At 66.3% G+C, this 17,782-nt stretch carries 15 protein-coding genes; 3 read left to right on the top strand and 12 right to left on the bottom strand.

Annotation, left to right across the window (positions count from 1 at the left end; genetic code table 11):
• Nucleotides 1-306: hypothetical protein (locus tag ACCC97_RS07980; protein ID WP_413332211.1), on the top strand; the 306-nt coding region annotated here is incomplete at its 5' end.
• Nucleotides 307-1,094: 788 nt separating this feature from the next.
• Here the strand turns inward: ACCC97_RS07980 and ACCC97_RS07975 are convergent.
• From ACCC97_RS07975 to ACCC97_RS07935, 9 genes are read right to left on the bottom strand one after another with little or no spacing between them, the layout of a single operon-like run.
• Complete coding sequence (locus ACCC97_RS07975; protein WP_413332215.1) at nt 1,095-2,237, bottom strand: CaiB/BaiF CoA transferase family protein; 1,143 nt, start codon at nt 2,235-2,237, stop codon at nt 1,095-1,097.
• 2 nt (nt 2,238-2,239) lie between these two features.
• On the bottom strand, nt 2,240-3,988 hold the full coding sequence (locus ACCC97_RS07970; protein WP_413332209.1) for an FAD-dependent oxidoreductase: 1,749 nt from the start codon (nt 3,986-3,988) through the stop codon (nt 2,240-2,242).
• Nucleotides 3,981-4,418, bottom strand: a complete 438-nt coding sequence (locus ACCC97_RS07965) for a Zn-ribbon domain-containing OB-fold protein (RefSeq protein ID WP_413332208.1) — start codon at nt 4,416-4,418, stop codon at nt 3,981-3,983. The genes ACCC97_RS07970 and ACCC97_RS07965 overlap by 8 nt, the downstream gene beginning before the upstream one ends.
• A gap of 11 nt (nt 4,419-4,429) precedes the next feature.
• Nucleotides 4,430-5,617: a thiolase C-terminal domain-containing protein gene (locus tag ACCC97_RS07960; protein WP_413332206.1), complete on the bottom strand. Its 1,188-nt coding sequence runs from the start codon at nt 5,615-5,617 to the stop codon at nt 4,430-4,432.
• A 19-nt stretch (nt 5,618-5,636) separates the two neighbouring features.
• Nucleotides 5,637-6,929, bottom strand: a complete 1,293-nt coding sequence (locus ACCC97_RS07955; RefSeq protein ID WP_413332204.1) for a CaiB/BaiF CoA transferase family protein — start codon at nt 6,927-6,929, stop codon at nt 5,637-5,639.
• A 22-nt stretch (nt 6,930-6,951) separates the two neighbouring features.
• Complete coding sequence (locus ACCC97_RS07950) at nt 6,952-7,941, bottom strand: Bug family tripartite tricarboxylate transporter substrate binding protein (protein WP_413332202.1); 990 nt, start codon at nt 7,939-7,941, stop codon at nt 6,952-6,954.
• Nucleotides 7,938-8,702 (bottom strand): FadR/GntR family transcriptional regulator, encoded by a 765-nt coding sequence (locus ACCC97_RS07945; RefSeq protein WP_413332201.1) that lies wholly within the window; start codon nt 8,700-8,702, stop codon nt 7,938-7,940. The genes ACCC97_RS07950 and ACCC97_RS07945 overlap by 4 nt, the downstream gene beginning before the upstream one ends.
• A gap of 17 nt (nt 8,703-8,719) precedes the next feature.
• On the bottom strand, nt 8,720-9,694 hold the full coding sequence (locus ACCC97_RS07940; protein ID WP_413332200.1) for a PDR/VanB family oxidoreductase: 975 nt from the start codon (nt 9,692-9,694) through the stop codon (nt 8,720-8,722).
• Nucleotides 9,691-11,010: a Rieske 2Fe-2S domain-containing protein gene (locus ACCC97_RS07935; RefSeq protein WP_413332198.1), complete on the bottom strand. Its 1,320-nt coding sequence runs from the start codon at nt 11,008-11,010 to the stop codon at nt 9,691-9,693. Before ACCC97_RS07935 ends, ACCC97_RS07940 begins: the two co-directional genes overlap by 4 nt.
• 197 nt (nt 11,011-11,207) lie before the next feature.
• On the opposite strand from ACCC97_RS07935, the gene ACCC97_RS07930 reads away from it, so the two are divergent.
• A complete protein-coding gene (locus ACCC97_RS07930) occupies nt 11,208-11,906 on the top strand; it encodes a nitroreductase (protein ID WP_413332196.1) in 699 nt (232 codons plus the stop codon).
• Between the two features lie 79 nt (nt 11,907-11,985).
• Here ACCC97_RS07930 and ACCC97_RS07925 read toward each other — a convergent pair whose 3' ends face one another.
• The gene (locus tag ACCC97_RS07925; protein WP_413332194.1) at nt 11,986-13,566 is read right to left on the bottom strand and encodes an MFS transporter; all 1,581 of its coding nucleotides are present in this window, start codon (nt 13,564-13,566) and stop codon (nt 11,986-11,988) included.
• Nucleotides 13,567-13,624: 58 nt separating this feature from the next.
• Nucleotides 13,625-14,596, bottom strand: a complete 972-nt coding sequence (locus ACCC97_RS07920; RefSeq protein WP_413332192.1) for a Bug family tripartite tricarboxylate transporter substrate binding protein — start codon at nt 14,594-14,596, stop codon at nt 13,625-13,627.
• Between the two features lie 151 nt (nt 14,597-14,747).
• Between ACCC97_RS07920 and ACCC97_RS07915 the strand changes: the two genes are divergently transcribed.
• Nucleotides 14,748-15,485, top strand: a complete 738-nt coding sequence (locus ACCC97_RS07915) for a FadR/GntR family transcriptional regulator (protein WP_413332190.1) — start codon at nt 14,748-14,750, stop codon at nt 15,483-15,485.
• A 30-nt stretch (nt 15,486-15,515) separates the two neighbouring features.
• Here ACCC97_RS07915 and ACCC97_RS07910 read toward each other — a convergent pair whose 3' ends face one another.
• The gene (locus ACCC97_RS07910; protein WP_413332188.1) at nt 15,516-17,720 is read right to left on the bottom strand and encodes an acyl-CoA dehydrogenase family protein; all 2,205 of its coding nucleotides are present in this window, start codon (nt 17,718-17,720) and stop codon (nt 15,516-15,518) included.
• Between the last annotated feature and the right edge of the window lie 62 nt (nt 17,721-17,782).

Below are 17,782 nucleotides of genomic sequence, written 5' to 3'. Positions count from 1 at the left end.
GCTGCCGCATCGCTGGCAGCCAATCGAAGTGCGCTGATCGAAGGACCGACGTCAAGACGGGATCACCGCGCGCTTACCTATCGGCGTCGCGGTGTTGGGAAGATCCTGCACTATGACGCGGCGAAGCGCGCCATCTTGATGAACGACGTTGTGAGCTACATCACCAAGGCTGACTTCTGGATCTCACAGGAGGATGGCAAGAGCTTTGGGAAGGGGGTGATGCCGCCTGCGCCATCCGGGCTGGGCCGCCCGCGCAAGCATTCGATCATCCAGTCTTGCGGAGATAGCGTTCGTACACTTTCTTGAGGGGAGCGTGCTCCCCCTTAATCCACCGCTTCATTGCTCTGTTGAGTGCCGGCCCGTTTCCGATGCCGAAGCTCTTGTCCTTGTTGTCGTCAAGAAATTGCCTGAGGGGCTTCTCGATCAGTTCGAATGCCTCGTGTGGCTTGTTCCAAGACTTGCCGGCCGTGCCAGCCTCTTCTAGGAGCTGGGTGGCATGGTCTTTGATGGGTATCGACCTCCCGCCGGTTACCTCTCCCCCCTTTTGTTGACCCGCCTTTTTCCTGTCCTTAGCTGAGGGCGTGGGAGATGGCGAGGGAACGGGAGTTGCTGAGGGAAGGGCGTGAGCGCCCAGAGTGACCTTCCGCACTCCGACCCCGATGTCCAGCCGAACTACTTGACGATGTACTTGCTGGTCGACCTGGAGTTCAGGGGCAGTGCTGCGATTCCATGCAGCCTCCAAGGTGCCAGGGCGATGCCGATTCTTTGGAGGGGGAGAAGTCCATACATCCTTCAGTGCGCCAGATGGATATTGCCTCTCCCACGGACCGAGGGGGCGGGGGGCTGGCTCTTCATCCTCTGGTGTGTCCGCGTGCATGTCTTTCTCTCTAGGTTTCTGTCTTGTCGCCGAAGAGCCTAACGTTCTTTTTGTGGCCTGGATGCGATCCAAGCATCAGCTCGTCTTCCCGATACCTGTCTGAAAACACCAAGCGAACTCAGGCCGTCGTTGAACGAGAAGTATGTGAGTGGCCGGCCATGCTTCGGTGTTGGGACAATGGCCAACTTTACTGGAGCTGGTACGAAGGCCGAAAAAGCTATCCCGCCGAACGGGTTGCCCAGTCGGCGGCCACACTCCCGATTGCCCATGCCTCAGCAGCTGCCGGCCCTTGGATTGCCGACGGTGTGCGCGAGAAGCGCGGCGCGGGCGCCGGGTGGCGTGTGCCGTCGATATCGACGAAGGCCTCGCGCGCGACCTGGTGCGGGTGCATCGCTACTTCGCTCAACGCCAGCACTGGTGCGAAGCAGGCGTCGCTGTCCTCGAACAGTGCAGTCCAGGCGTCGCGACTGCGTGTGCGAAACAGGTGCTCGAATTCGGCGCGCAGTGCAGGCCAGCGTGCGCGGTCGTTCTGTGCGTCCCGCAGCGGCGCGGCCACGCCGAGTTGTTCGCACAGCAGTGCGAAGAACTGCGGCTCGATTGGGCCGATGCTTACGTACTTTCCATCGGCGGTCTCGTAGGTGCCGTAGTAGGGCGCGCCGCCGTCGAGCACGTTGGTGCCGCGCGTCTCGGCGAAGTGGCCGCGCATGGCGCTGGTGCGAAACAGGCTCATGAGCGAGTTGACGCCGTCGGTGATGGCGGCATCGACCACCTGCCCGCGTCCTGAGCGCTGCGCCTCGTGTAGGGCCGCGAGTAGTCCGACGACCAGGTACAGGCTGCCGCCGCCGTAGTCGCCGACGAGATTGAGCGGCGGCACGGGCGCGCCGCCGACGGTGCCGATGGCGTGCAGGGCGCCGGTGAGCGCGATGTAGTTGATGTCGTGACCGGCTGCCTGCGCGAGCGGGCCGTGCTGACCCCAACCCGTCATGCGGCCGTAAACCAGCCGGGGGTTGCGCGACGCCACATCGTCGGGGCCCAGACCCAGCCGCTCCATTACGCCTGGGCGGAAACCTTCGACGAGCGCATCAGCGCTTTCCAGCAGCCGCAGCACCTCGTCACGCGCGTCGGGGTTCTTGAGATCGGCCAGCACCACGCGGCGACCGCGCCCGGTGATGTCGGCACGGTCGCCGAAGCGGCGGCCCGGGCGGTCCACCGTGACCACATCGGCTCCCATGTCGGACAGCAGCATGCAGGCGAAGGGGCCGGGGCCAATGCCGGCGAATTCCACCACCTTGAGACCTGCCAGTGGGCCTAGAGGGGGAGGGCGATTGACGGCGGAGGAGGGGGCGTTGTTGTCGGGCATGTTCATGTCGGAAGGGAAGATGCGTGAGTAGAGGAAAGAGAAAGGGAGGCGGTTGTTGCCTCCGCGTGCAGCGCGATGCGACAGCCGAACACCATCGCGGGTCCGATCGTGATGCCGGGTCCGGGGTAGCTACCGCGCAGCGGCGAGGCCATGTCGTTGCCGCAGGCGTAGAGGCCCGGGATCGGGTGCTCCGCCGTGTCGAGCACTGCACCGTCGGCATCGGTCGCGAGGCCGGTGCTCGAAGCCGCTTCACCTGGCCACAGGTGCATCGCGCAGAACGGGGGGCAAGCGATGGGACCGAGGCAGGGGTTGGGCGCGTGTGCCGCATCGCCGTTGAAGCGGCTCAACTCGGTTGTGCCCTTGCCGAACTCCGGGTCGGCTCCGGCCTGCGCATGGCGGTTGTTCTTCTCGACGCTGGCGATGAGCGCGCCAGCCTCCATGCCGAGCTTGGCGGCCAGTACATCGAGCGTGGGCGCAAGCACCAGGTAGCCACTGGCTTCGTAGGGCCGCAAGTCGCGCGTTCCGGGGGCAATGGCGCCCAGCCCATAGGTCTGCACGAAGGCAGCGTCGCACACGAGATAGGCGGGGGTGGCGCCTCGCTCAAGCATGGCTTCCACGAAGTGGTGGTACGAGGCGCCCTCATTGACGAAACGGGCGCCTCGTCCGTCGACCGCGATCAGTCCCGGCTTCGCGCGATCGAGGTACAGGTGGGGAAACAGCCCATGGCCACCTGGGCGCGGCACCCGCGACACGGGCTGCCAGAAAAAGTCGCGCGGGTGTCGGTCGAGCCGAGCGCCGATACTGGTGGCGATCTCGATGCCGTCGCCGCGGTTGCCCTCGAAGGCTTGCGCATGCAGGGTCTCGGGTGGCACACCGGCCGGTGCGAGCATTGCACGCAGCCCGGCGTGATGGCCGACCCCGCCGGTAGCCAGTACTACGCCGGCGCGCGCGGCGATCCGCAACGTGCGGTTGTCCTGATTGAATACCGCGCCGACGACGCGGCCGTCGCGGGTGTCCAACTGCTGTAATCGCGTTTGGAAGTGCATGGCGACACCGACCTGGGACAGGCTGAAAAACAGGCGCGCCACGAGCGCATTGCCCATGACCAGCCGCGTGCCGCGCGCATACCGCAGACGATCACGCGCATGGCGAGCCACAAGTCGCACCACGTGCGCGAAATTGCGCCAGGAGCGCCAGCGCCCCACCAGCGCCTGCACGTCGGCCTTGTTGGCCATCATTCCGCCCAACACCATGAACTCCTGCATGGGCGCACGGATGCGCGCGAAGTCGCGACCGAGCCTGCGACCGTCGAAAGGCAGCGGGGACAGGGCGCGGCCGGCCAGTGCGGCCCCGGGGTATTCGAGGTAATCGGGATGGCGTAGCGCACTGGCGAACTTCACCTCTGAGCGGCTTTCGAGGAAGTCGATGGCCGTGTTCGCGCTCTCCAGATAGGCGCGTCGCAGCCCGCGTGGGTCGGCCTCGCCCAGGACCGCATCAAGGTAGTGGCGTGCGGCGTCTACCGTGTCACCGCAGCCGGCCTGCACGCCGTGCCGGTTGCCGGGGACCCAGAGCGTGCCGGCGGATGTGGCAGTGGTGCCGCCCACCTGGTCGCTCGCTTCGCACAGCACCACGTCGAGGCCGCGCAGCGCGGCAGCCAGTGCGGCCGTCATGCCGCCCGCACCCGCACCAACGACCAGCAGGTCGCAGTACATCGATGGAGCCTCGGAGGAGGGCTTTGCGGTTTCAGGCACGGCGCCACTGCAGTAGCGAGAAAGGCGGCTGCCCATAGGGATGGTGCTCGAACACGCCCTCGACCGTATCGCCGATTTCTACCGCCTGCATCGGGTCGCCTAGCAGGTTGCCGACCATACGGACATGGCCGGCTTCCGGTAGTTCGACCAGCACCACGAGGTAGGGGCCGTGGTTCTTTAGCGCAGTGTGCGCGGGATGCCACACGCGCTCCCAACTGTAGATGCGCCCGCGCGGTGCGACGGTTTCCCAGGCCGGATCGAAGGCATGGCAGCGATGGCACAACCACTCGGGGCCGAACTGCCAAGTGCCGCAGTGTGTACAGCGTTGCACGAGCAGACGACCTTTGCTCAAGCCGTTCCAGTACGGCGCGGAGAGGCCGTCAGGCTCGGGTACGGGCACCGGTAGGCCGGGCGGCAGGTAGCGTGGCATGGTGGTCGCATTCACAGCACGGCCTCCGAGCCCAGCAGCAAGTTGCTTACCGGCGTGACCATGGGGCCGCCAATCACCAGCGCCACGTCGCTGCGCGCCGCCTGGCTGGTCGAGGTGCCGCGCACCTGGCGCACAGCTTCCAGCACGAGTTCGAATCCGTGCATGTAGCACTCCGCCAGATTGCCGCCGCTGGTGTTGAGCGGCAGTCGCCCCGAAGGGGCGATCAGGTTGTCGAGGGTCAGGAAGTCGTTGGCTTCCTTCGGCTTGAAGAAGCCGTGTTCGGCCAGCGCCATCACCACGCCGCCCGTGAAGTTCTCGTAGCTCTGCACCACGCCCACATCACTCGGGCCGACGCCGGCCATGGCGTAGAGGTCGGGTGCTACGGTGCCGAAGCTCGCGCTGCCGTAGGCCGGCGAAGCATGCGGGATGGCTCCGGTGCGGTAGCCCGAGCCGCAGGCGGCGCCGAGCAGATAGGCGGGCTTCTGTAGGAGGTCTTTCGCACGTTCGGCTGACACGAGCACCACTGCTGCCGCACCGTCGTTTTCCATGCAGCAGTCGTACAGATGGAACGGCTCGGTGATCCAGCGCGAGTCGTCGTAGATCTGGGCATCCAATGGCTTGCCGTGCATCACGGCGCGTGGATTGGCCTGCGCATGATGGTATGAGGCCAGTGCGATGGAGCGCAGCGCCTCCTGCCGCACGCCGTGCTCGTGCATGAAGCGGCGTACGCGCATGGCGAAGCGCTGCGGCGGCGACAGCACACCGTAGGGCATCAGGTAGGCCTTCTCGCCCGAGATGGTGTCGATGCCCGAAACCTGGCCGAAGCGTCCGTGCTGACCTTGAGCAAGAGCGCGGAACACCACGACGCAGTCGGCCTGACCCGTTGCGATGGCTGCCGCACCGTTGGCCACGGCTGCGCAGCAGCCACCACCGCCTCCACCCCATTGCATGGTGGCGCTGCGCAGGCGTGGCAGGCCGAGCGCGGCGGCCAGCCGCGAGGCGTCGCTGCGGTCGTCGCTATAGGAAGCAAAGCCGTCGATCTCACGCGGGTTGATGCCAGCATCGCGACACGCGGCCAGGATTGCCTGCAGTGCGAGCTTGAACTCAGCGTCGGGCGAGCGGCCGTGGCGGTGGTAGGTGGTCTCGCCGATGCCGGCCACGGCGACGCGGCCGCGCAAGGAACGTCGTTCGCGATTCATGCCGGGCCCCATGCGGGCTTCACGCCAGCGCGCCGGTTGTTGCGGCACTCGCCGAGGGCGCGCCGAAGGCACCGGCCTCGGCAAGTGCGGCCAGACGTGCGTCGCCGTAGCCCAGCGTCTCGCGCAACACCTCCTGTGTATGCTGGCCAACAGTGGGGGCCGCGACTGGGTCGGCTATCGGCGTGTGCGAGTAGCGGATTGGCAGCGCCATGTTTGGCACCCAGCCGACCGCAGGATGCGGAATGCGCGTGACGAGCCCGCGTGCACGCGCTTCGGGCGAGCGGATCGCCTCGCCCACCGTACGAACCTCGCCGCAAGGCACGCCGGCTGCGCGCATGCGGGCCTGCCAGTACGCGCGAGGCTGCTTCACGAAGGCTTCGCCCAGCAGCGCGAACAGTTCGTCGCGGCGCGCCGAGCGGTCGCGACCCGTGGCGTAGGTCGGGTCGTCCGCGAGTTCGGGCCGCTCGATCACCTGGGCCATCAACCGTTGGAAGATCTTGTTGTTGCCGCAGTTGATGTAGAACGAACCATCCTGAGCTTCGAACACGCCCGACGGGCAGGTGTCAGGGCTTGTATTGCCGTGGCGCTGCGGTTCGGCGCCGGAGAACACGTGCTGCAGTGCTGCGTAGCCCGTCATCAGCACTGCGTTGTCGAACAGCGCCACCTCCATCGACTGGCCGTGCCCGGTGCGCTCGCGCGCCACCAGTGCACCGAGGATCGCGTTGGCGGCCATCATTGCTGTGCTGATGTCCATCACCGGCGAGAGCGCACGCACGCCCTGGCGATCGGCATAGCCGTTCATTGACACGAAACCGCTTTCGGCCTGGGCGATGGGGTCGAAGCCCAGGCGGTCGGCGAACGGGCCCTCGCGGCCGTAGGCCGACACCGAGCAATAGATCACCTCGGGGTTGGCGCGTCGGCAGCTTTCGTAGTCGAGCCCAAAGCGTTCCATCACGCCAGTAGAGAAGTTCTCGACCACCACGTCGGCCGTGGCGATCAGCGCACGCGCCACCTCGAGCCCTTCGGGTGTTTTCAGGTCGAGCGCCACACTGCGCTTGTTTCGGTTCGACCAGAGGAAGGGCGCGCCCTGGCCGAGGTCGGGATGCACCGGCGGGTACTGGCGGAAGTCGTCGCCGCGGCCCGGCGCCTCGATCTTGATGACGTTCGCGCCCATGTCAGCAAGCATCATGGTAGCGAAGGGGCCAGCGATGAAGTGAGTGAAGTCCACCACGCGAATGCCGTCCAGCGCCTGGGGCGCGCCAGCAGGGCGGGGCGTGTGTTCGGGAAAATCCTGAGAGAGGGTATCGAGCATGAAGGTGATGTCCGGGTCTGACTTACATCTGGATGTTGGCTTTGCGTACGACGGGCCCCCATTGAGCCGTTTCGTCGCGAATGAGCTTGTCGAGTTCTTCCGGAGTGCTACTGCGCGCCTCGACGTTGCGGTCGGCGAACATCCTTCGTACCTCGGGGCGCGCCACGGCGGTCTCGACCGCCTTCTGGAGCCGGGCCACCACGTCGTCGGGCGTGGCCTTGGGCGCGAGCACGCCAAACCAAGCCGAGCTGCGAAAGCCCGGCACATCGGCCGCGATGGCGGGTAGGCCGGGCACGGTGTCGGTGGGGCGGGGGGTGCCCACCGCGAGGTAGCGCACCTTGCCTGAATGAACGAGCGTGGCCCCATCGAGGCCGGTGACGAATGCGGCGTGGAGCTGCCCGCCTGCGAAGGCAGTCATCATCGGAGCGCCGCCGTTGTAGGGGATGTGTTGCAACCGCAGGCCGGCGGTGTCGTTGAAATACTCGGCCGTAAGGTGCGACAGCGAGCCGTTGCCGACCGACCCGATGTTCAGCGTGCCGCTGTTCTGCTTCGCATAGGCGAGGAATTCCTTCATCGTGCGGGCCGGGCTGTCGGCCGGAACGGCCAGGATCATCGGAGTGATCGCCACGGTGGAGATCGCGCGTAGGTCTTTCGCCTGGTCGTAGGGCACTTTGCGCATCAGCGCCACCACCGCGTTGGGCCCGGTGTTGCCGAACACGAGCGTGTAGCCGTCGGGTGCCGACTTTGCGACGTAGTCCACACCGATAGTGCCGCCCGCACCGGGCTTGTTCTCCACGATCACCGGTTGGCCGAGCGTGTCGCTCATCGACTGCTGGATGGCGCGCGCGAGCTGGTCGTTGCTGCCGCCGGCCGCGTAAGGCACGATCACGCGGATCGGTTTGTTGGGATAGCCCTGCGCGAAAGCGGGTAGCACGCAAAGTGCGGGCAGGGCAGCGAGCGAGAAACAGGCGGCATGCAGCAGCGCACGCCGGCGAGGGAGGCGGGTGTTCATCGGGGGTCTCCTTGGGTTTCGAATGAGGGGGGCACCGAATCGCCGAGCACGGTTGACCAGTAGCTGCGCGCGCGATCCATGTGACGCAGGATCAACTGCCGCGCCTCGGCGGCGTCGCGGTCGCGCACGAGCGTCAGCAATCGGCGGTGGTCGGCCAGCGAGGCCGCGCCCTGGGTCATGTCTTCGAACATCGCCTGGCGGCGGCGATCAGTAAAACGGTAGAAGGCGTTGAGCACGCGTACCAGCACCGAGTTGTGGGTGGCATCGACGAGTGCGATGTGAAAGTCGGTGTCGCTGGTGGCGATGTTGCCGCCCTGGGCCAGCGTCTGCTCGGTGCGGTGCAGCACGGTGTCCATGCGCGCCAGGTCGGCCTCGGTACGGCGCTGGCAAGCCAATCCGGCGGCGAGCACCTCGAGGTGCGCGCGTACCTCCATCGTCTCGGCGACTTCAGTGGGGGTGGGCGTAGCGCCCATGTCGGTCAGCATCACCAGTGCCTCGAAGCTGCTTTCGCGTTCGACGTGGCGCAGGTAGATGCCGGAGTTGGGCCGCGACTCGACCATGCGCAAGGCGACCAGCGTGGCCAGCGCCTCGCGCACACCGTTGCGCCCGACGCCCAGTCGCTCGGCAAGGTCGCGCTCCGAGGGCAGACGATCGCCAGGTTGCAGTCGACGATCGCGCAAGTAGGCGAGGATGCCGCCGATCACGCCATGGCCAGCGCCGTCTGGCGTGTCGATGCCGGAGGACTCGCGGTGAAGGGCCATGGTCACGTCCTTGTGTGTCAAAGGTCGAGGACCAGCGTCTGCGAACGCGAGCCCGAACAGCAGATCATCACGGCGCAGTTCGACTGCTTTTCTTCGGCGCTCAGGTAGTCGTCTCGGTGGTCGGGCTCGCCAGCCAATACTTGCGTGCGGCAGGTGCCGCACACGCCGGCACTGCAGGCATAGGGCACGTCGACAGCGTGGTCCAGCAGGGTGTCGAGGATGGTCTTGCCCGGCGCCACGCTCAGGCGCTGACCACTGCGCTGGAGAACGACCTCGTAGCCGCCGTCGGTGGCCGCGGCGCTGCTGGCGCCGAAACGTTCAAAATGCACCGTGTGAGGCGCACGCGCGCCGCAAGCCGCCACGAAGGCGTCGATCATGCGCGCCGGTCCACAGCAGTAGATGTGGGCGTCGGGCGGCGTGCCCCGAGCAATGGCTGCGATGTCCAGGCGAGCGGCGCGTTCAGAGCCGAAGCAAAACTCGACCTCGCCGCGACCGTCACTGCGTCGTGCCATGTCACGCAGTTCCTCGACATAGGCGGTCTCGCGAGGCGAACGACCCGCGTAGTGCAGGCGCCAGTGCTTCCCCAGCGTATCGAGCCGGCGCAGCATCGACAGCACCGGCGTGATGCCAATGCCGCCTGCAATGAATACCGAGGTGCCAGACGCATCTTCCGCCAGCGGAAAGTCGTTGCCGGGCGGGCTGGCGCGAAGCAGGTCACCCACGCGCGGCGCGGCATGCATCCACGCCGAGCCGCCGCGGCCTTCACTGTCCCGTTGCACCGCGACCAAGTAGCGCTGTGCGTCCGACGGAGCGTTGACGAGCGAATAGCTGCGCACCATCTCGCGCGGCAGATGCAGGTCGATGTGCGCGCCCGCGCCGAAGGTCGGCAGCGCGGTGCCATCGGCCGACACGAACTCGTAGGAGGCGATCCCCTCCGCCTCGAGTCGAATCTGCCGCAGGCGCAGGTCGATCAGCGGCGTGTGCAGGCTCATGGCGTGTAGCCGAAGTCGGCGCCCAGTCGCGCGGTCATGAGCTCACGTCCCGACTCGCTCCACGACGCGCCAGCGGGTAGCGTCAGCGAGACAGCGCGGACCATCGGCAACTCCGGGTCTTCCAGGCGCGGCGGTCGCTGCTGGCGCACCGACAGGTTGCGCACGGTCTCCAGCAACAGGCGGCGTGTCATCGCGATGCCTGTGTCGCTCATGCCCAGGTGCTCTTTCGAGCGGTCGTAGATCGGCGCCACACCCGACTGGCAGGCGGCATCCTGCACCCACAAGCCCGGCAGACCCGAGAACCAGGTCTTGGTTTGCGCGTCGTAGTTGAAAAGGAAGGCGCTCTGCAGGTTGAACTTGGTCCAGTACTTCGCGTAGGGCTCGGTGGCGGGCCGCGGTGCGTAGGCATTCACGCTGGGATGGCCGGTCTCCCGACCTGCGTGGCCGTTGTCGAAGAGCTTGCGTGTTTTCTCGTAGAACTTCTGCGTTGGGTGGTACGAGAACATGATGCACAGCGTGTGGTTGTCGTCCAGCGGCACCCAGGCGTGGCCGCTGAGTTCCGGGTACTGCGACTGCGGCGGCACCAGCGTGTAGAACGGCAACAGGAACTGGTTCACGCGCCAGTAGTGGGTGTTCTCGTCGAGCACGCGCTTCGAAGCCACGCTCATGCCGTAGTCCTGGCGCTTGCATTCGAAGGTGGGGCGCAGGTCCTTCTTGGCGGTCCAGTCACTGATGGCGCCCTGCTGGTCGATGCGCCCGTGCAGGATTGGAGCGTGCGCCGAGTCGATCTCGCCTTCCACAGCCTGCAGCCAGTTGCATTCCTGCACGCGGAAGCTCACGTAGACGTTCTCCTCGGGCACCAGGTTCCATTCGAGGTTCGGCAGCGGCGGCAGGTTGTCGCGGTCGGGCCCCATGTACGTCCAGACGATGCCGTTGCGCTCGCGGCAAGGGTAGTTTTTGATCCGTACCGTTTCCTTGAGTCGGCTTTGCGCAGGCTCGGCCGGGGTGTCCTGCACCTGGCCATCAACACCGAACTTCCAGCCGTGATAGATGCAGCGCACGCCGCAGTTCTCGTTGCGGCCGAACACCAGCGGAGCGCCGCGGTGCGGGCAGACATGGTCGATCAGGCCGACGCGGCCTTCGCTGTCGCGAAATGCCAGCATCTCCTCGCCGAGCAACCGCACGCGCTGCGGCTGGCCGTCGGTTTCGAGGTCGCGCGAAGGCAGGAAAGGAATCCAGTAGAGGCGCATCAGTTGGCCCATCGGTGTTTCGGGGCCGACGCGGACCAGGGTTTCGTTGTCTTCTCGCGAGAGCATGAGGCTGTTTTCCTTGTGAGCGGTAGGGGTGCGCCAGGTGGTGTGTCCACTTTGGTTGACCATATTGGTAGAACCAATGCTAACGACCGACGATCCTGATGCCAAGCGGGTTCGGTAATAACCATTTAAATGGATCAACCATAGATGAAATAATCACGAGATTCCACAACCTCTTCGAAACCGATTCGCGCTGCCACATGAATGCCACTTCTCCCTTGGACACCACGCTGGCGGATGCCTTTGACGCCATCCTCGAGGCCCGCTACAGTTGTCGTGGCTACTTGCCAACACCCGTCCCCCGCGCGACTGTCGACGCCATCGTGCGCGCGGCGCAGCGCACCGCCTCGTGGTGCAACTCGCAGCCCTGGCAGGTGATCGTGACCAGCGCTGGCGCCACCGAGCGGTTGCGACAGGCCCTGGCCGCGCCCCATGCAGGGCACGAGAGCGGTTTCGACATCGCACCGCCCGCCGAGTACCGCGGCGTCTATCGCGAGCGGCGCCGCACCTGCGGTTTCCAGCTGTACGAGAGCGTGGGCATCGCGCACGGCGACCGGGAGGCCTCGGCGCAGCAGGCGCAGAAGAACTTCGAGTTCTTCGGTGCGCCCCACGTGGCATTGATCACCACTGAGGCTGCGCTCGGGACCTATGGCGCGCTTGATTGCGGTGCCTATGTCGGTAACTTCATGCTCGCGGCCCGTGCGCGTGGCGTGGCTAGCATTGCCCAAGCGGCCATCGCTTCGCGTGCGACTTTGCTGCGCCGCTGGTTCGACATTCCGGTCGACCGTCAAGTGGTTTGCGGTATTTCCTTCGGCTACGAGGATGCGTCGCATCCGGCCAACGGCTTCCGCACAGCCCGTGCCGCGCCCGAAGAGGCGTGTCGCTGGGTCGGGGATTGACTCCGCCGCCTCAGTTCAGGCGCTCGGCCAGGTAGTGCCGCGTCATCACCGGCTCGTCCGGCATCTGAAACGCCCGTGCCTAGGCTTCGAGCTCGCGGTTGGCCACGGTGGCGCGGGCGCGCTGGCGCAGGTAGTCGGCCCAGGAGGTGACGATGAAGCGCTCCACATAGCGGCTCGGGTCGTCCAGGTCGCGGTAGATGCGCCAGAAGGTCGCGCCATCACGTCGGCGTGGCACGGCCAGCCGCTGCACCGCCTCGAGAAAGCGGCCGGCGTCGTCCGTGCGAATTCGGTAGACCACCTCGACCGCGACCGGGCCAGCCTCGAACTCGGGCTCTTGCGCCACCACCCGCACATCCTCGCCGTGCGTGGTCGCCAAAGTCACCTCGTCGTCGGCACCCATGCGCAGCGGGTAGAGCCGTGCCAGACCGATGCTGGCGATGAGCAGCGCAGCCGCCAGGCACAGTGCCGTTGGCAGGCTGAGCAGGCTCGACATCGCACCCCAGAGTGCCGACCCCAGCGCGAAGGAGCCAAGAGAGCACAGTGTGTGCAGCGATGCAGCCCGCGCGCGCACCCAGGGCGGCGCGCTGGTCTGGGTGGCTGCGTTGAAGGTCGACATCATCGTCATCCAGGCGGCGCCACCGATCACGAAGCTCACATACACCAGCGGCCGCCAGGTCGACAGCGCACCGACGAGCATTGCGCCGCTGAACAGCAGGCAGCAGCCGGCCGCCAGAGTGTCGAGTCCGAGCCGTGAGCGGAGGCGCCCGACGAAGAAGCCGGCCGCGACCGCGCCGCTGCCCAGGCAGGCCATCAACAGACCGTAACCCGCCGCGCCGAGCCCGAGCCGTTGCTGTGCGATCACCGGCAACAAAGCCCAGAGCGCCGAACCCAACCCGCTGTAGGCGACGGTGCGCACGAGCTGGGCGAAGATCGTGGGCGAATGGCGCGCATAGCGCAGGGCGCTGAGCATGCCGCCCCATAGCCGTTCGGCCGGCAACTTGCCTTGCGAGGGAGGGCGGGGCGGCCAACGCATCGTGGCGAAGCTCATGCCCAGCGCGGTGAGCACCGCCAGCACGAACACCGCGCTGGCGCCGGTCGATGCAAAGATCAATCCCGCCAGCGCCGGGCCAACGGCGCGCGCGCCGTTGAAGGCCATCGACACCAGCGTGATGGCACCAGGCAGATCCTTGCGCTCGACCGTGTCGCTCACGGCGGAGTTCCACGAGGGCGATTGCAGCGCGGTGCATACACCCAGCAGGAAGATGAAGAGCAGCAGCACGCCGGGGCCGATGTGCCCCGCGAGCGACAGTGCCGCCAGCATCAACGCCGCGACCGCGTACACGCCCTGGATGCGCAGCATCAGCTGGCGGCGGTTGATGGTGTCGGCCAGCACGCCGGCGGGCAGCGACAGCAGGAACATCGGCAGGAACGATGCGGTCTGCACCAGCGCCGCAAGAAAGGGCGAGGCCGTGAGCTCGATCATCAGCCACGAGGCCGCCATGTTCTGCATGGCGTTGCCGACGAAAAAGAGGCTGCCCGCCACCCAGAGTCCGCGAAACGGCGGATGGCGCAGCGGACGCCAGATGGAAGGGGGTGGCGCACCGCCGGCCGCAGCGCCGACGGAGGATGGGGTGTTGTTGTTCAGTTGGGGGGAGTTCATCGGCGCCGGGCGTGAAGCATAGCGACACGCGGCGCCGTTCGTGTGTCCCCCCGAGCACTCAGAGCTTGATGCGGCCCGTGTCCACCAGCTTCTTGGTCAGTGCCAGTTGCTCGTTCATGAAGGTCGTGAGCCGGTCGGGGCCCCAGCCGGCGGGCTCGAAGCCCAGTTCGAGCAGCTTGGGTGCGACGTCGGGCAGCTTGACGATGCGTGCCATCTCGGCCGTGAGCTTGTCCAGGATCGGGCGCGGCGTGGCGGCCGGCGCGAACAACGCGGCCCAGCCCGGCATGTTGACCCCGGGCAGTCCGGCTTCGGCGAAAGTCGGCACGTCAGGGTAGAGCGGAAAGCGCGTGGCGCTCGCTACCGCCAGCGGGAGCACCTTACCGGGATATCGGGACACTCCACCCAACGATACGCAGGCCGAGTCGATCTGACCACCGATCAGGTCCTGCAGCGCCGGTGCTTCGCCCTTGTAGGGTACGTGCACGGTGTCGATGCCGGCCGACAAGTTCAGCAGTTCACCCACGAAGTTGCCGCCCGAGCCGGGGCCGTACGAACCGTAGGAAATCTTGCCAGGCTTGGACTTGCACAGCTGAATGAACTGCTGCAGCGTCTTCACGCCCAGCGATTCGCGCACGCCGATGGCGATCGGCGTCAGCGCCAGCATGCTGATCGGTGCCAGCTCTGACAGCTTGTAGGTCTGTGTGGGCTGCAGCACGAGGTTGCTTAGCAGCGCGCTGTAGTTGACCAGCAGCGTGTAGCCGTCCGGCACGGCCCTGGCCACAGTTGCTGCGGCAATGGCGCCGCTGGCACCAGCTTTCGATTCCACAATGCTCGGCTGCTTCCAAGCCTCGGTGAGCTTGTTGCCGATGAGGCGCATCATCGTGTCGTGCCCGCCGCCCGCCTGCGTGGGAATGATGAACTTGATCACGTTGTTCGGATAGGCGGGGTCGGCGTGGCTGACGCGGGGCAGGGCGACGGCGCCTAGGAGTCCGAGACCGGTGGCGAGTGTCTGGCGGCGGGTGGTATTCATGCTGAGGCGTCTCCTTTTAAAATATCATTGGTTCAACCATAATCAATGTAGAAGAAATGGTCAATGGGATCCGCACCGAGGCGAGGCACACTAGCGCCCCCGAACCCGGCCCTTTCAATACATGTTTGCGATCTCGAGGAGGACAGGCGTCATGTCGGAATCACCCCCAGTTTTTGTACCGGTGCGCATGCGCCGCGCCTTCGAGGCGGTGTGCGATCAGATTCGCCAGCAGGTGGCGGATGGCGTGCTTCTGCCCGGAGATCGTCTGCCCGCCGAACGCGAGCTTTCTGAGCAGTTCGGCGTGAGCCGAAGCGGTGTGCGTGAGGCGTTACGCAGCCTGGAGATGGCGGGGATGGTGGAGGCGGTGACCGGCATCAACGGCGGCTTCTACATCCGGCAGTCGCATCCCGAAGGCATCACGCAGGCGGTGCGCGACATGGTGGCATTGCGCCAGGTGCCGGTGTCCGACCTGACAGAAGCGCGCATTCTGTTGACGGCACTGGCGATCCGCTTGGCCTGCGAGCGCGGCACCGAGGCCGATTTCGCGGCCATCGAGGCCGACACCGACCGTTTCGCCGAGCTGGTGAAGCAGGGCAAACCGGTGCGTGACAGTGCGCTGATTACTGAGTTCTACCGCCTCATCGGTCGTGCCACCCACAATGAAGTGATCGTGATGTTGATCGACGCGCTGTCGGAAATCCTGCGCACACTGATCGCCCGACTCGATTCTGCGCCGCAGAGCAACGTGGTGGCGGTGCGGCGCAAGGTGTTGCGCCTGATGCGCGAGCGCGAGCCCGACAAGGCTGGCGCGGCGCTGGCCAAGCACCTCTACGCACTGAATCTGCTGCTTGAGGACATGGACAAGAAGGAGAAGAAGACGAGCCGCTGACTGCGGGCCCGCTTCTGCTTCCATACCGCCTCAGCGCGGCAGGCCCAGCCCGCGCTGTGCAATCAGCGTGCGCTGGATCTCGTTGGTGCCGATGCTGATGACCCACATCAACGCGTGGCGCAGGTTCTGCTCGATGCGGCCTTGCAGGATCGCGCCGGGGCTGCCCTCGGACAGTGCGCCTTCCAAGCCGAGAATGTCGAGGGCGGCCTCGCCGAAGCGCTCCATCAGCTCGCCTGAATACACCTTGCTCGCGGCTGCATCGTGCAGTGGCGTCTCGCCAGCATCGACCCGTTGCGCGCAGTGCATCATCATCTGGCGTCCCGCTTCGATCTGGGAAGCCAGGTCGCCAATACGATCGCGCACAAGCGGATCCAAGCGCATGGGGCGGCCGTCGATCTGTGCGGTGCGGATGTATTCGCACAGTAGCTCGAAGGCGTGCGCGACCTTCATCACGATGCCGCCTCCGATGAAGCCGCGCTCGGTCGCGAGTGCCCCCACCAACACCTTCCAGCCGCCGTTCAGTGGTCCCACCATGGCGTCGGCCGGCACGCGCACATCGTCGTAGAACACGTTGGCGAAGCTGCCACCGTACATGGTGGTCGAGGTCTTGATTGAGATCCCAGGCGTGTCCATGGGCACGATGAACAGGCTCAGGCCGGCGTGCGGCGGGCTGGCGTCGGGGTTGGTGCGCGTGGCCAGCAGCATGTAGTCGCCCCAGTACGTGGTGGTCCATATCTTCTGGCCGTTGATCACGTAGTGGTCGCCGTCGCGCACGGCCCGTGTTCGCATCGAGGCGAGGTCTGACCCCGAGTCGGGCTCGCTGTAGCCCATGCCGTAAATGGCTTCACCACGCAGAATTTCGGGCAAGTAGCGGTCTTGCTGCGCGGAGGAGCCGTGTACCTGCAGCATGGCTGACTGCACCGGCGCCCCTGCGCGCGGTGCCTCAGCGCGTTCCATTTCCTCGATGAAGGCCAACTGTTCCAGGGCACTGCGCGCCTGACCGCCGAAGCGCTGCGGCCAGCCAAGGCCGATCCAGCCGGTGCGGCCCAACGCTTGGGCGAATGCCCGGTCGTACTCGCGCTGCTTGAATGGTAGGCGCTCGTGTGCTGCCTTGCGCTCGGCCGGCCAGTGGATTCTCAGCCATTCGCGCACCTCCGCACGAAAGGCGTTGCCTACCGGGCCGAGATCGTAGGCCGGCAGCGGCTGCGGTCGGTTGCCGAGGAAGTACTCGGCGAGTTCCTCGCGAGCGCGCCGTGCGCCGCCATGGCGCAGCACATCAAGGTGGACCTGCTTGAAATGTCGCGGCGCCTCGTGCTCCTCGCTGTAGCCGATGGCGCCGAAGGTGTGCTGCGTCTCGAGCGCGACCTGGCGCAGCGTGGCGCCGGCCAGTGCCGCGGCGGCCGACGAGAAAACGCGCCAGGTATCCGCGGCGAGGTCGTGCTGGCGTGCCGCGTTGGCGATCGTGAGCTGGGCACCTTGCAGCGCGATGTGGTTGTTGGCCAGCTTGTGCTGGATGGCCTGGAAGCTGCCGATGGCCTGACCGAACTGCTTGCGCTCCTTGGCGTAGTCCACCGCCATTTCGAAGGCGCGAGCGGCTGCGCCATGGGCCCGCGCACAGGCCATGAGGCGGGCCATCGACAGCAAGTCGTCGAGCACGTCAGCGGGCAGCGCAATGCAAGTCGCGGCGGCGTTTGCGAGCGTGAGCTGGTGCAGCCCGACCGTGCCCATCGCGGGGGAGGGGGCCAGCGTCACGCCGGGTGCTGCCGCGTCGATGAGCGCCAGCGCCGGGCCCGGCACCAGCACTGCGAAATGCGTGGCGCTGTCGGCCAGTTCGAGGAAATGCAGGTTGCCGCTGACGTGCGCGCCCTCGGCCGTTGCCTGGCCGGCGCTGCGGTCGCCGTCGAAGCCGCCAAAGGACAGCACGATGCGCGCGTCGCCCATGTGCATCGCCTCGATCAGCGAGGGCTCGTCGCCCGCCGGTGTGCGCAGGCCAGCCAGGTTCAGGAGTGCGGCATGGTGCAGCGGGATGGGGCAGGCGGCGCGGCCCATTTCTTCCATCACGGCCACGATCTCCTGCAGGCCGCTTTCAGCTGGGTCGGTGCCGAGTGCGGTCAGTCCCTGGCTGGCGAGCTGGTGCCAGGTCTCTTGTACGCGTTCAGGCGAGGCCGCTGCCGTTACCGCATCGGCGGCGGGCCAATGCCTGCCGAGAAAACCGCGCACGGAGTCACGCAGCATGGCTCGTTCCTGCTCGGTCGGGAGATTCTGCAAGGACATTTTTTTCCTAAATATAAATGGTA

This window comes from Variovorax sp. Varisp85 (assembly GCF_047304045.1).
Lineage (GTDB): Bacteria > Pseudomonadota > Gammaproteobacteria > Burkholderiales > Burkholderiaceae_C > Variovorax.
This window is presented reverse-complemented; position numbering and strand designations above follow the sequence as displayed.